The 13596-nt window shown below is 53.1% G+C and carries 10 protein-coding genes; all 10 read left to right on the plus strand.

All coding sequences use genetic code 11. From position 1 onward, the window contains the following. Window positions 1-159 precede the first annotated feature (159 nt). The 10 genes from ACFSNN_RS27400 to ACFSNN_RS27445 all read left to right on the plus strand — a co-directional run bounded on the left by ACFSNN_RS27400 (window position 160) and on the right by ACFSNN_RS27445 (window position 13587). Window positions 160-465: a hypothetical protein gene (locus ACFSNN_RS27400; RefSeq protein WP_134465149.1), complete on the plus strand. Its 306-nt coding sequence runs from the start codon at window positions 160-162 to the stop codon at window positions 463-465. A gap of 280 nt (window positions 466-745) precedes the next feature. After that, the gene (locus ACFSNN_RS27405; protein ID WP_377688994.1) at window positions 746-1906 is read left to right on the plus strand and encodes a hypothetical protein; all 1161 of its coding nucleotides are present in this window, start codon (window positions 746-748) and stop codon (window positions 1904-1906) included. Window positions 1907-2583: 677 nt separating this feature from the next. Then, on the plus strand, window positions 2584-2877 hold the full coding sequence (locus ACFSNN_RS27410) for a hypothetical protein (protein WP_134465147.1): 294 nt from the start codon (window positions 2584-2586) through the stop codon (window positions 2875-2877). 2207 nt (window positions 2878-5084) lie between these two features. Then, window positions 5085-5498, plus strand: coding sequence for a hypothetical protein (locus tag ACFSNN_RS27415; protein WP_134465146.1), 414 nt, complete (start codon window positions 5085-5087; stop codon window positions 5496-5498). Window positions 5499-5606: 108 nt separating this feature from the next. Further along, a complete protein-coding gene (locus ACFSNN_RS27420; RefSeq protein WP_377688993.1) occupies window positions 5607-6203 on the plus strand; it encodes a hypothetical protein in 597 nt (198 codons plus the stop codon). Window positions 6204-6368: 165 nt separating this feature from the next. Next, window positions 6369-9218, plus strand: a complete 2850-nt coding sequence (locus ACFSNN_RS27425; protein ID WP_134465144.1) for an integrase catalytic domain-containing protein — start codon at window positions 6369-6371, stop codon at window positions 9216-9218. Between the two features lie 183 nt (window positions 9219-9401). Beyond that, window positions 9402-9770 (plus strand): hypothetical protein, encoded by a 369-nt coding sequence (locus ACFSNN_RS27430; RefSeq protein WP_134465143.1) that lies wholly within the window; start codon window positions 9402-9404, stop codon window positions 9768-9770. A 92-nt stretch (window positions 9771-9862) separates the two neighbouring features. Continuing rightward, window positions 9863-11017 (plus strand): AAA family ATPase, encoded by a 1155-nt coding sequence (locus ACFSNN_RS27435; RefSeq protein WP_166799381.1) that lies wholly within the window; start codon window positions 9863-9865, stop codon window positions 11015-11017. Between the two features lie 2 nt (window positions 11018-11019). Then, entirely contained in the window at window positions 11020-12054 is a 1035-nt protein-coding gene (locus ACFSNN_RS27440) for a TniQ family protein (protein ID WP_134465141.1), read from the plus strand. Between the two features lie 651 nt (window positions 12055-12705). After that, on the plus strand, window positions 12706-13587 hold the full coding sequence (locus ACFSNN_RS27445; protein ID WP_134465140.1) for a LysR substrate-binding domain-containing protein: 882 nt from the start codon (window positions 12706-12708) through the stop codon (window positions 13585-13587). Window positions 13588-13596: the final 9 nt, after the last annotated feature.

Raw genomic sequence — 13596 nt, forward strand, 5'->3', positions numbered from 1 at the left:
AGGAGAGGAAATCTGGTCTCGTTCTGAGGTGCCCGTTTCTGTGAGCAGAAAAAAGTGCGTCATGAGTTATCGGGCGCTCCGCAAGTGCGATACCAGCTGCCATAAGGGTGGGAGAATCTTGGTCGCAGTGGCCGTCCGAACACTTAAGAGGAGATGGAGATGATGGTGCGCGAGCTTATAGCCCTCCTGCAACGGGCTGACCCTGATAGCGTAGTTTTATTTCTCGACGATTACGCCGACCTATCAGAAGCGGACGAGTTGTTCGACGTCATTATTCCGGAGCACGCGTGGACATATGAACGCGGAAGCTGCGGCGGGGAGGAATACAGTGCGCGATACCCGGACGAATTCGAGCCACGCGACGAGAGTTATACCGATGTCACTCACGATCGGGAGCGTGTTGTGTTGATCACGAATGGCCCGACAAACTATCGGCGTATAAATCTACCTGAACGAGGAGTCTGACGGAATCTGCTATCTCTTCAATGAGTTTACCTCTGCACTTCAAGCGGTACGTCAGCACGCGAGAGCGGTATCGTGGTCCCGCTCGTAGCGCCGTTCGCCGAGTTATCGACATTTCACTGCAAAGATAGCGGAGTCTCGTTCAGAAAGCTCGTCACTGAGTATTTTCTTAAAATGGATAAAACTCGGTTCTACACACAATATTCGGACGCCGCAGTCATACCGTCGAATTGTTCTAAAAAGACTGCGTCTGAATATTTATCCAACTTGATAGGACCATAAAATGAACTCGAGCCACGGCGAAGAATCTACCGCGCGCGCTAGCGCCGTACCGAAAATCGTGGAGTTATTCCGGCAGCCGTGGATCCCGTGCGCACCGGTGTGCATCATTGACCCGAATCGCTCACCTCGTGACAAAAGTGGCCTAATCGAAGGCCAGTGTCTGATTCTCGTCAAGGTTGATGAAGAAACTCTCGATACGTTTGCTCGGTGCCCAGGGCGTATGAGTGTCGAATTGCGTGAAACGATTTCTGGCGAGTCCGCATGCGTCCTTTCTCTTGGGGAGGGAGTGGTTCTATTGCCGGCCGAGGAAATCTCAACCTGCTTCTGGGGGGCAGAAGCCCGCGAGGCCATTGTTGGCTTTGTCAGCGAGACTCGCTACCTGTCGGTACGGTATCAATGTGACGAGCCTATCCAGCAGATGTTGGACACCGGAATAACGGAGGCGCGTTGTGATGTACGCCGGAAGCAGGGGACTTCGATTGAGGAGATTGTGCTACGTGATTCGTACGTCAATGGCATCGTCAGCGGGGTATTCGCCATCGACCTTGGCAGTCTTGACGAGGCCGCACTTCCACTTCCTCGAGTGTTTTCAAATACGTTCCAGGAATTTTCGAGGGCATCTTTGGTAAGTAGCGTGGTCGAGGTCTTGCGTGAATTCCGCGCTGCGAACGTGGAGCCCACTGCCTTGGTCGTTGCGTCTGCCATGGAAGTTGTCTATGACAAGCATTTCTCAAAACAGTCTTTTAAGCACGTTTCGAGGCACTTTTGGCGGTATATCCGATTTGAGGATGTTCTGAATATACTGGACGCATTCGACAGCGTGTACGCGCGGGCGCTTGCGCTGGGAGATGAGCTAGGGAATTTTAAGGCGAAAATTGTGGCCTTTCTAACCAGGAATCGCGTTGCGGAGCGCTGCGTTGAAGTGCTGGAGTCTTATCCGATGTCTAGGGCCCTTTGGGCAGCAAGCGCAGACGAAGTACTGCGCGTAGTTCTGCAGGCAATCGCTGGACAGTCAGATGAGGCTTTGCTGAGAAAGGCCATAGACAAGTGCGGTCCGACTATTGTTGGTCGCGCGACTGAAATGCAAAGACGCCTTGCTTTAATGGAGGCTTGCAATGAATCTGAGATTCGATCCCCAGCCCCTGCTAGCTGGTACCTATGAGGTGCAAGAGCGTCGCTGAACTGTGGTCAGCGGCGAAGTGACGCAAGCAAGCCGTTGGCTACGAGCCTTGGAAACTCGGCCACAAGACCGTTGCCAGACTCCACTGCGTCAAATGCAGCTGCTAGCGGCACAGGTAGCCCACATGTTCATCTGAGAATGTTGCGAGAAGACGAGGGACAGCTACCTCACGCTCGTACATCACGCGTTGCCGGCTAGTCCGGTCGAAACTACGAGGAAAACTTGCTCAAACCGGTTCTGCCATACTGGAAAATATCGATGCTGGCAGGTAGCGAATCCACCCTCCGCACGTTGACCAGAGAGATAGGTACGGACCCGAACAGGCCAAGTTGCTAGCTCACGCCAATCCAGATTTGCGACTGCGGTTGCGATCGTTCGGTCGCGCTGTGACCACATTGACACCGTGTTTTTTACAGTATCAGGCATCGATGAACACCTGTGATGGGATGGCCTGGAGGGGATCTCGGAGCGCAGCTGTCCCCTATAGTGTCAATCTGTCATCGTTATCGAGAACCACATGCCCGATTATATTCAGCGTGATATCGGCGGAACTCACTGTGTTAATCCGGTTTGTTGTCTCGTCGACACTTAGACCGAACGTTTGATCGATAGGACGGTGCGTCGATAAATATGCCGCTGCGCGAACGGCGGTATCAGAAGTGGATATCCTGGGTGATGTTGCTGAAGTTTCGATCTGTACCATCTTTCGGAAAGATATCGTGCGATATGATTTCCTGTTTGGCGAAAATATGGTTTCTGTGCGCGTCTGGCAGTTTGATGAAATCTTAAATATTCAGAATCCGGTCTTCTTATCCTCCGATTTCCGAGAAAATTATGTTCATGGGCAGGATTGGCGCGGTGCAGATCGGCGTATAAATCGATTATCGCGCCGGTATGATCGTGTAGCGACGCTTGCGCGTGAATCGTTGCGCAGGATACGTGCTTGTGTATGAGTCGTATTGTTATTTTGCTCGTTATTTTTCGGATGATCGAGCTGTGACAATCGATCTCGATGATATATTTGATCGAACTACGCAGTCCTTCGTGGGATATCGACAGTCCATTTCGTCTGCTGAAATCGGCTCAAGAGTTATTTCAGACGTTGAGAGTCACGCAGGGGCGACAAATTCCGACCGACCCGTCGTGAAGATTTCATTTCTTCGTGCGCTGGGCATATCGATTTGCCCGGAACTCGGGGCAGCGATTGTTGGATCTACGCATCGTGATTCTCATCGTTCGTGGGACACAGACGCGGCATGAGCCGCGATGGCGGACGACCAACATGCTCGACCAACAGCAGGGCTGCGGACCATGCGACCCAGACGAGGGGGCTGCATCAGTCGTTATCAATTGTTGCGACCCATACCGGTACATCCGTCGGCCGAGGAATGATTCGTGGGGGTAGTCAGTGTGAATGTTGTACCCGTCCCCTCGCTTTTCGATGTGCTGCGCTATACGGATTTGATAATAAAATCTTATCTATTCGGAGTTGATAATAAAGTTGTTATCCGATTTCTATATTTACAGGGTGTTAAATGATTAAATGGAAAGTTGATTTATTGACAAATAATCTACTGGCTAGCATCACTGTGGGGGAAGGTCAATAGAAAAAGAATATACAACGTCGCTTGTCAAACCCGGTGAATTACCGTACCGTCGGAAACTCGCGGCAGTTGAATAACGGTTTTAAAGAACGACGCCGGCAGGTAGCCTGATTAAAGCACCGGTAAACAGGGCAACGGGCCGTTTTGAGATATTGTAAGAAACAAAGTGTGGAGGTGAGTACCAGGTGAAAATTATTCCGTAGGCGGGCGGGAACCCGCCTACGGAACAAAGAAGTCGATCGCGCCTAACGAACGGAACTTCTATACATGGCTTTTAGTCTGCCATGTGAGGTTCCGGGTGTCAACTCGTCTTTTAAAAAAGGACAACCGTGAATCACACATACTCATATGTAGTAAAAATCGCGCCCAGGCTCGATCTCCGCGTTATATGGCGCGCTTTACATCACGCAATCATCTGTACTGGCTATCAAGTTGTTAATTTTGATAGAAATTATGAATCTAGACCGTTTGGCCGCCCATGGCCGACGGCGGTTCTCGAGTCCAACGCTCTTCCTTTATCGGCGGCCAGTCGCACTGACCGGGCAAGTCCGTCGGATACGCCGACGGACAATGACCAGCGGATGTCTTGGCGTCCGACGGTGCTGGCGAACTGGACCAGGCCCGAAGCCACCGTTCAGGCAAGCAAGTCGCTTGCTCGAGATTTCTGCGGGTCCAACGACGGGCCAGTCCCAACAAATTTCAGTCGTCGAGCGGCGCTAACACGTACGGTCGGGAGAGACCGGCTCGTGTCGGTGCATCCCGCCCACGCGTGAAGCTTTCAAAAAACCGAAATTGTCATTCCCTGAGGGTGAGGGCATGCCTCGCGTCGGCGCGCCAACGGGCATGCGACTGGCTCCAATTTTCGCCGCCCAGTCGTTGTCCGGCGCTCAGGCATATTACGAAAATCTTTCGAGGTGCAGGATATGGACTCAAATACGCGTGAATCTAACTCCCGGGCTGAGTTAGGAGAGGATGTTCCGGGCAGGCCTGCAGCCCCACGGCGAGAGAAAGCGAACCGTGTCGTTTTTCCGATATTGGAGGTTGCATGGCGGGAATTCGACCGAAGGATTTTGTGGACTCGTGTCATATCTGAATCTGACGCCAAGATGGTCCCCATCGACAGCGTGGCGGGAGAGCGCATCTGTGTAGATCGAGCGCGGCTCGCCATAGCGATCGCATATCCATGCGACGAGAGTGAACAAAGCGAAAGCGAACAAGGCAATCCTATGCGTCCGTAGTATGGGCTCGCCGACGCTGTGAGTCATGGAGCGGAAATCGAGGAGGGCGATAAGTTGATTGCTCGATTAGGAATGCATATTGTTTGGCGTCTGGAAGATGGAGCTGTTGGAGACGCATGTAGACCATATCTAGACGGAAATTCGAGGTATCAAGCGGGTGGTTTCAGCATTGGAGGTACTTCGGTTACTCGAAAAAATCGCTGGAATGCCTCGCGACGCAGCCGAACGTCCGTGGAATCCGGAGGGCCTCCTCGATTTCGCGCACGGATCGCCATCGATGATGTGCAGTCAACGTAGTTGTTACTTATGGAGCCAAAGATGAACACGTCAAAGAGAATATCGCCTGAACAGAATTCAGCCATGGCTGAAATGTCGCGCATCCGGTCGCGTGCGAGCTACGTTGACGACGCTGCGAGAATGTCGGTTGCCCATTCAGATGAGGCGGCTTCGTGGCCGTCGACTCTAGAGCGTTTCTGGTCGCTGCAAATCGAGTCGTTAGTTTCAATAGCGTCAATGCGAGAAGAGATAGTCAAATATCAGCAGTCGGGTGCTCCGACCATTCTGGAGGTAGATCGCGGCACAGAGTTCCGATCGACTACGCTGCGCAAGATCATTGAGGGGCTTGGCCTCGAGCTATGCCTTCGGTCTCCGCGCCGCGATATTCGAGGTAATGAGACGAATCAATCTGATCCGAAGAGTGGCGAACTGCTTCCCGAGGTCGGCGCAAAGTAGAAGTTTCGGAGGCGATCCATGAGCAGGGCAATTACTGGAAGAGGAAATTAGTAATACGAATTTATTTAAACATGACGGTGGGCTGAATAACGATGACAGGCATAAACGTTGAGTCTGGCCAAATTTACGGGTAAACCGTCGCAGCTTCCGATGGAAACGGATTTCGAGAGCTGCAAGACGACAATTGATATTGAATGCACGAAACCATTTTTGGAGATGGTAACTATGAGTGATCACGCCCCCTCGAAGTCGGTCGATGCGACACAGTGCGATGAGCCGACGAAAACTGCGATTGGACAAGAATCGAGTACGGCCGGCAAGCTCACCGTTGCACAGCGGTTGAGGCGGGAGCGGATGCTGTTAGACAGTGAAATCAGGGACTGGCTCCTTGACCGTGACGGGTACACGGTGGCTCAGGCCTATCAGAAGTACTGCACGCGTTGCGTAGATGTGTCGGTCCGGCATGTATCGCTTCTCACTTTTATGGGAAGAGCGCAGAAGGCCAGATTTTTTGAGCAGGAGTTAGCGCTGTCTGAACAGGAAATCAGAGACTGGCTCCTTGGCTGTGAGGTGTACCCAATGACTCATGCCTATCTGAGGTACAGGACGCGTTGCGTAGAACTGTCCGTACCGCATGTGTCGTTTCGCTCCTTTAAGAGGAGAGCACGGGTTGCCAAAAAAGTGGCAACGGATGGCCGTCGTTGATGGCTGGCGCGAGCAATGCGATGTCCTCTTGCAAATGTTCGTGCGGCAGCATCGACGGGCATTCAATACCCCACGCTCGCGCAATTGTAATGCGGCGCGGCCGATTGGTTCGCGCTGTTCAAACAGAAAGTAACTTGCCGGCTGTCCTCTACAGTTCTAAAAGTCATGACCAAAACATCGCCTTCTGCGCCCACGGCCATAACTAAGGCAGTCGACAGGCAACTAAAGACCCTTGGGGCATCTGCCGCCGCCATAGCTTTCCTCAAGAAAGTTCGTGAGAATGGCCCGGTACATAAGCCGACTAACAAGGGAGGCGACAATGTATTGGTGCGCAAAAACCTGAGCAAGTCTGGCGGGCTGCGGGTCACGCTTGCCAGCATGTTGCATGAAAACGCTGCTGCGTTCTACGAATTCGATGATGACGTCATGGAGTGTCACTACTACCCACATAGTGAAGATTTCTTTCCGCGCGACGAGGACAACGTCATTTACACTCGAGACGCACATCTATTCCACTTCCTTGTGGTTCGCATAAATTCCCTACCGTGTTTGGAGGATTGGACGCGGCAAGGATATTTCGAGACCGTCAAGACAGGGCCGGGCGCCAGGTACTTTTGCGATGAAGTCGGAATATGGAGGAATAATTCGGCGGAGGAATTCTGCAAGAGTCTGGGGCTCCTGCATAGGGTCCGTCGGCAATCCGAATTACCAACAAATATTATCGAAAACGGACGTTTCCTGGCGAAGTACCGCCGAGCAACAGCGACACTATTGGACGAGGACACTAAACACAGGTTACGGTCGTTTGTTTCGAAAAAAAGTATGTCCCTGCTCGCAATGCTTGACGCGGACTTCACGGCCGATGTCATATTTGCAGGCCTCGTTGAGGGGGTGATCTATTTCGACATATTAAATGGTGTTTTGAGCGATACAAGCGAGGTGTATCTTCATGCAAACCCTGTTCGCGCCAAGTTTCACTGGGAGGCACGGAAGGCGGAACTCGCCGATCACCCAGTCGTACTGCCACCCGTGAAGGGAGTGGTTGTCGGAGACATGGTGCCTTATGCCGGGGAAATGTGGAGCGTCGCTCGCGTGAACGAAACCCAGGGTGTTCTGACGAGAGACGGGGGCTTCGAGGAAAAGATACCTACCGCGAGCTTGAGCAAACTCGTGGAAGAACAACTCATGGCGACCGGACGCGCTACGGAGTTGGCAAAACGGAACAGAAAACGATGGGAAGAATATAGCGACAAGGATCGTACGGAAGCATTGAGGCGACTAAAGGCAATTCGCAACGATGGCGTCGGCGTCGCGAAGCGTACCTTTGCTCGTTGGCTGTCTCGTTATCGGAAAGCGAAAAGCTCAGTTGGACGGATCATGTCCCTGCTTCCTGAGAACGCGAATAAAGGTCGTCGTAGCGGCCGCTTTAGTGATGACCGGACAGAATCGATCGCGATAGAAGTTATTCAAAATATTTATAACACACCGGACTGCACAACGGTACAAAAAGCCTGGGACATATATTGCGCGATGTGCATCGAAGCAGGTGTCAAACCGATGTCTTATGTCGCCTTTGGACAGCGGGCTCGGAAGAATGAGGATGTCTGGGAGCGGGAAGGAAAGAGACGTGCACATACTCAAACCACGATTCCTCTGGAACTGGATGCTCGGGAGCCTTTGAGTGGCGTACGTCCGCATGAGGTCATATACATCGATAATACTCTTTTACCTATCTTCACAATAGGTCCGAGGGGAGAGGAATGGCAGAAGCTTTGGCTGTGCGCGGCCGTTGACGGACATACCACTCAATGTCGTTCGTATCTTTTAACTTACCGTCCTCCGTCGGCGCAGACTGCGTTGATGGTATTGCGAGACTACATACGGCGCCACGAATGTGTTCCGCGCGTAATCGTCGTCGACGGGGGTGCGGATTTCGATACCAAAGCGCTGGACGAATTCTGTGGCTTCCACGATATCGACAAACGTGGACGGTCGAGCGGAAAACCTCGTGGTGGGAACAGAATCGAAAATATGTTTGCAGTGCTCGATAAGGAGTTTGTCGCTGGGCTCGAAGGTAATTCACGAAAGATGCGCGAGCACGCGCGGGAGATGACAAAGGCAGTAGATCCGCGAGATCGGAGGGTGTGGGGATTCGTGGAACTTGCGAATGCGCTCGAATACTATCTGATGGTCGAACGCCCCATGGCGATACACCCCAAACTGGGAATGTCTCAAATCGAGTTCGAAGTTAAGCGTCTCCGGGAAACAGGTGAGAGAGACGAGGATCCCATCTATCTCGATGAAACGCAAATGCTGCTAACTAGCATGTTCCCGAAGCAGGAAAAACACAAGGTTAAGCCGCACGAAGGAATCTGGGAGAGCGGCGCTTACTACTGGCACGACGATTTCGCCAGGCTTTCCAACAAGAGCCTGGAGGTGCGAATCGAACCGTGGTACGCAGGTGTCATCTATGTTAACACTGGTCGTCGCTGGGTGGTTGCAACCTGTCGCGACAAGGAGCGTTGGAAACGCACTTCCTACGAGGTTCAGTATGCGGCACGCCAGCAACGGTTAGAGAATGTTTACCTTGCCCGGCGCGACAAGAACAATCCGCAACGCGCCAGGGCACGGACGTTCAAAATAGACCCCCGCCACTTCAGCGCTGAAGTTCACCTCAAACAGCAAATCGAGCGGCTGTATTACATCGCGGCATGGAAAGTGGTGTCAGCGAAACCGCTGCCGGAAAACGTTCAACTCGCGCAAACCGAGGCCCAGCAAGTTCCAGAGGAGGACGCCTCGTGCGCTCCAAATCCGGTAGAAGCAGCGATGTCCGGCGCATTGCCACAGACGGAGTCTGCGCTGACAGCAAGTGTGCTGAGTGCGATTGGACAACCCGAAACAAGGCCGCAACCTGAGTCTGCGCCTCCATTAAGCGAGAGGCTGGAGACGCTTTCGGCGGAGGATGTTGACTTCGAGGACGTATGGACTTCGGATGGTGAGGATGGTTTTGTCTGACATGACCTCAACTGCATCAAGACAGAAATTCTGTCACGCCACCTGTGAAAGGTTCCGTGCGATAAACGCCCGTGGCAGTCGGCAACGTTGAGTTGCTAAATGCTTCGATGTTTTTCTCAGATAGCTGCGGGATCTTTAGTAGAAAGCCACCGCGCATATTTCGACAACCAGGCGGAGTTTGCTATGAAACAAAAGATACGGATAACTTTGACTCAGTTGGAGAAATCCATCTCACACGCGCAGCGGATTGCGTATTCGAACATATCCCTAGACGATGTGCTATCTCTTCGGCCGGCGAAGAAGGTCTCTTTCTTTGCATCTTTGAGGGTCAAGCATAAAAAGTTGGAAGAGTGTGAAGCACTCTTTCGACACTTCATCGAAACCCCCAGTGATATTAAAATTGTCGGTCTTATTGGTCCGGCTGGTTCGGGAAAGACTGCATTTTACGAATCAGTCGTTAGCCCGATGGTTGAGGGTGATCGTGGCGAACTCACGCCACGTGACTGTGAAAAATTTCGTGCGATAAATGTGCGTGGCACTCGGCGACGTTGAGTTGCTCATTGCTTCGATGATTTTCTCAGATGGCTGCGAGACCTTTGATAGAAAGCCGTCGCACTTATTTCGACAACCAAGCGGAGTTTGCTATGAATCAAAAGATACGGATAAGTTTGACGCAGTTGGAGAAATCCATTACACACGCGGAGCGTATTGCGTATTCAAAAATGTCACTAGACGAGGTGTTATCCCTGCCGCCGGGCAAGAAGGTCTCTTTCTTTGCCTCTTTGAGGGTCAAGCATAAAAAGCTGGAAGAGGGTGAAGCACTATTTCGACACTTCCTCGAAACTCCCAGTGATAATAAAATTGTCGGACTTATCGGTCCAACTGGTTCGGGAAAGACAGCATTTTACGAATCAGTCGTTAGCCCGATGGTTGAGGGCGATCCTGGCGAATTCCCGACTCTAATGGTACCGGCCTTTGCATTCGGGAACAGTCGAACCGTGTTCTCTGGGATTTTGCGGCAAATTCTACGCGTGGCCAATGAGGTGTCGATCTCGGAAAAGCGTGGGGTCAGAGTCAGCGACGGGCGAGCAATAGTTATACCAAGAGGGCTGGACGGTCTCCGGGATGCGGTCACAAAAATGCTTAAGAATCGCCGTGTTCGCGTTCTCGCTATCGATGAGTTCTTCCATATGGTCAGATATTCGGATCTCGACGCGTTGATGGACGCAGTAAAGAGTTTGGCAGACGATACTTATGGCTTTTTGATGCCGATTGGTGGGCCGAGTCTTATCAAGTTTCTGACGCATAACGGAGAAATCGACCGGCGAAGTGAATCGATTTACCTCGGACGGTACACCAAAACTGAAGAAAACCAGGCCAGAGTGCTGCTTGCAGCAGGAAGAGGTGGCACTGACAAGTACCCACCCTTTGAAAGCATTGTTAGGAAGCTCCAGGCTAAGTGGCCCATGGAGGATGTGCCGCAGTTTCACCTGATGATGGACGAGATTTTCGACGTGACCCATGGACTTGTAGGATTGCTAAAGTCTTTGTTGACACGATGCCTTATTTACCAGATCAACAACGATGGTGTTTGGAATCACTCCTTTTTTGCCAAGTCTACTAAATCGAAGCGAGCGCTTGAAACGCTGCTAGAGGAGATCGAGAAGGGGGAAACGACTATGAAGGAAGAACAATATGGTGAGCCAAACTTCACGAAGATGCAGTTGGAAGTCATTTCGAAGAAGTTGGTGACTAAGCGACGTACTAAGTCTGAATCCCATCCGGCAACGGAGGTGTGACGATGGCACGCAAGAGGGATCGTGAGTTCCTCCACACGCCTGTATATGAGGAACTAGTTGCAGGTTCTCTGTCGGAACCGGATCTGTATTCGCTGCAGCCAAGGGACGTAGGCGGGGCTTTGTGTGAAACAATCGAAAGTTACTTTCTTCGACTGGCCCGCGAACACTGCGTTAGTCCTCGTACGTTGCACAAACTTCTGATTCCTCCTGGCTCGCCGATGCATCAGGCTTCCCCTCGAGAAGGCTTACTGGCGTCGCTTTCGGGGGCGCAAAAGTCATGGTATTTTTTTATGCTCGCTGAACGATTACGCGTGTGCACAAAACGGGAGGATGTCATGGCGTGCACGGTTCAATCGCTCACACGTGTTGTCCAGTTCTCCTCTAGGCGGGGCCGGCGACATTGTCCGTTGTGCGAGCGGGACAGAGCATTCGGTGAAAGCTGGATTCCTTTTCTCTTTGAAGTCGGGTGCGTAACGAGCTGTCCGGTGCATAGGGTAAGGCTGGTCGCGTCCAAGTGCGGTGCCGAAAATGGTTTCTCGCTTCCCGAGAGACAACGGAGTCGCATGCCAGGCGTCTGCTGGACCTGTGGAAGCTTGAACTTTCGCTGTGTGAACGCGCCAGTTGAGCCTAGTTGGCTTTCCGAAGACTGGACTGCAAAGCAGGTGGCGGAGGCAGTCGCTCTAGTTACAGGGGGTGACGCGCCGAAGCCCAAATGTATAGAGAAAGGCTTGAGTCTGCTTTGGCAACGTGCAGAAATCGATGCATCTCCAGATTTTCGAAATTGGTATACGGGCGTGGTCAAGAGGCGTGTTCGACGTGTCGGGAGGGAGGGACATGCAACTTTGCACGACGTTCTGTACGCCTGTATGGTCCTTCGCCTGAGCCTGCGGAACTTGCTCCTCGGCAAACTTGTGTTTGAGCCGGCGCCCATAATGTTGCCTGACGACCGGTTGACCCGATCGGGTTGGGTACAAATAGCGCTTCCCTCAACATTTCGACGCAAGCATCAAAAAATGGTCGCGCTTGACGCGGAGTGAGTGTGCTATCGGTTTGCATCGAGAACCAGATCTGACAGGTTTAACGCGGCGCGGTTAGTGTGCCCCACAGTAAAGGGGCAGCGTCTTGCAGCAAGCTGCCTGATAGCAAGAGAAGAAGCATCCGCGACGCGTTCCGGCACGTCGGCGTTCGATCCGGAAAATTTCTTTCGATGTACCCGAAGTGACCCCGTGGCTGCCAGTGACCGGCGCTTGCTGTCACCGGTGTATGCGTCAAGCACACTAGGCATATGGATTGGTAAGCAACGGTTTTTAGCTTGCGCGGTGAGGTTCGCGCGCTACGCATTTCGCCTGCGAGCCAAGCCCGTTCACGACGGGTTTTTTGGGCTGGTATGCCTCCACATCCATCGTCGCCGCGCGGCCCGCACCTGCAACCAATCTCCCCAGTACGCGCCCGCGTGAAATTACATTTTTCTTTCTTCGAGACGTGGCCGCCTTCATAGGCCGACCCTTGTGTCGGAATAAAAGCAAAAATTGGCAATACTTTTAGTCAACGAAAAGTTGGCATTTGTGCCATTTTTTGAAATATTTTTCAAATCGATGTGATGAGGTGATGACCAGAGTATTGCGCGGCTTGCGCGGCACCGACAAACGAATTAAATTGAGCAATTCCATAAGCTTGGTTGATAAATCATGCACCCCGAATTCGATGTCGATCTGCTGCGCACTTTCATCGCGGTAGTGGAAACGGGCAGCTTCACGAAGGCGTCGACGACCGTCCATCGCTCGCAGGCGGCGGTCAGCATGCAGATCAAGCGGCTCGAAACCATGCTCGGCACGACGCTGTTCGCCCGCAATACACGCAATCTGTCGCTCACACGGCCGGGCAATACGCTGCTCGAATACGCGCGGCGTGTGCTGGCGTTGCACGAGGAGGCGTGGTCGGCGATCGTTCGGCCGGAGGTGACGGGAAGAGTGGTGCTCGGCGCGCCGGACGACTACGTGTCGTCGCTGCTGTCGCCCGTTTTGCGGCGCTTTTCGAATCTGTATCCACATGTGGAAATCGAAATCGTCTGCGCGCAGAGCACGTCGCTCGCGCCCATGCTCGCCGACAACAAGATCGATCTCGCCTTCGTCACGCGCGACCGCAAGCTGCGCGGCGAATTCGTGCGCAGTGAGCCGATGGTGTGGGTGGGGGCGTCGGTGGATACGCCGGTGCTGGCGGCGTCGCCGCTGCCGGTGGGGCTCTATGAGCCGGGCTGCGTGGCGCGCCAGCATACGCTGGCCGCGCTCGACGGCGCGCGGATTCGCTATCGCGCCGCATTCAGCAGCGCGAGCCTGATGGGACTGGTGGCGACCGTGGATGCGGGGTTGTCGGTGATTGCGCTCACGCGTTGCAGCGTGCCGCCGCGGCTCGCGATTCTCGGTGAAGCACAGGGTTTGCCGAAAATCGCGCCGCTCGAAATCGTAGTGGCGCGCAGCGCCAAATCGGATCGTCCGACCTGCGATTATCTGGCCGCGCAGATGATGCAGGATCTGTCGCAGCGGCCTCAGGCGCGTGGGGCTTCGGCTTAGCGGTGGGCA

The organism is Paraburkholderia dipogonis, assembly GCF_042680985.1.
GTDB classification, from domain to species: domain Bacteria; phylum Pseudomonadota; class Gammaproteobacteria; order Burkholderiales; family Burkholderiaceae; genus Paraburkholderia; species Paraburkholderia phytofirmans.

Excerpts from the sequence above, each read along its gene's own strand:
- ACFSNN_RS27400 (WP_134465149.1), top strand. The coding sequence starts at position 160 with ATGATGGTGCGCGAGCTTATAGCCCTCCTGCAACGGGCTGACCCTGAT.
- ACFSNN_RS27405 (WP_377688994.1), top strand. The coding sequence starts at position 746 with ATGAACTCGAGCCACGGCGAAGAATCTACCGCGCGCGCTAGCGCCGTA.
- ACFSNN_RS27415 (WP_134465146.1), top strand. The coding sequence starts at position 5,085 with ATGAACACGTCAAAGAGAATATCGCCTGAACAGAATTCAGCCATGGCT.
- ACFSNN_RS27425 (WP_134465144.1), top strand. The coding sequence starts at position 6,369 with ATGACCAAAACATCGCCTTCTGCGCCCACGGCCATAACTAAGGCAGTC.
- ACFSNN_RS27430 (WP_134465143.1), top strand. The coding sequence starts at position 9,402 with ATGAAACAAAAGATACGGATAACTTTGACTCAGTTGGAGAAATCCATC.
- ACFSNN_RS27435 (WP_166799381.1), top strand. The coding sequence starts at position 9,863 with ATGAATCAAAAGATACGGATAAGTTTGACGCAGTTGGAGAAATCCATT.
- ACFSNN_RS27440 (WP_134465141.1), top strand. The coding sequence starts at position 11,020 with ATGGCACGCAAGAGGGATCGTGAGTTCCTCCACACGCCTGTATATGAG.
- ACFSNN_RS27445 (WP_134465140.1), top strand. The coding sequence starts at position 12,706 with ATGCACCCCGAATTCGATGTCGATCTGCTGCGCACTTTCATCGCGGTA.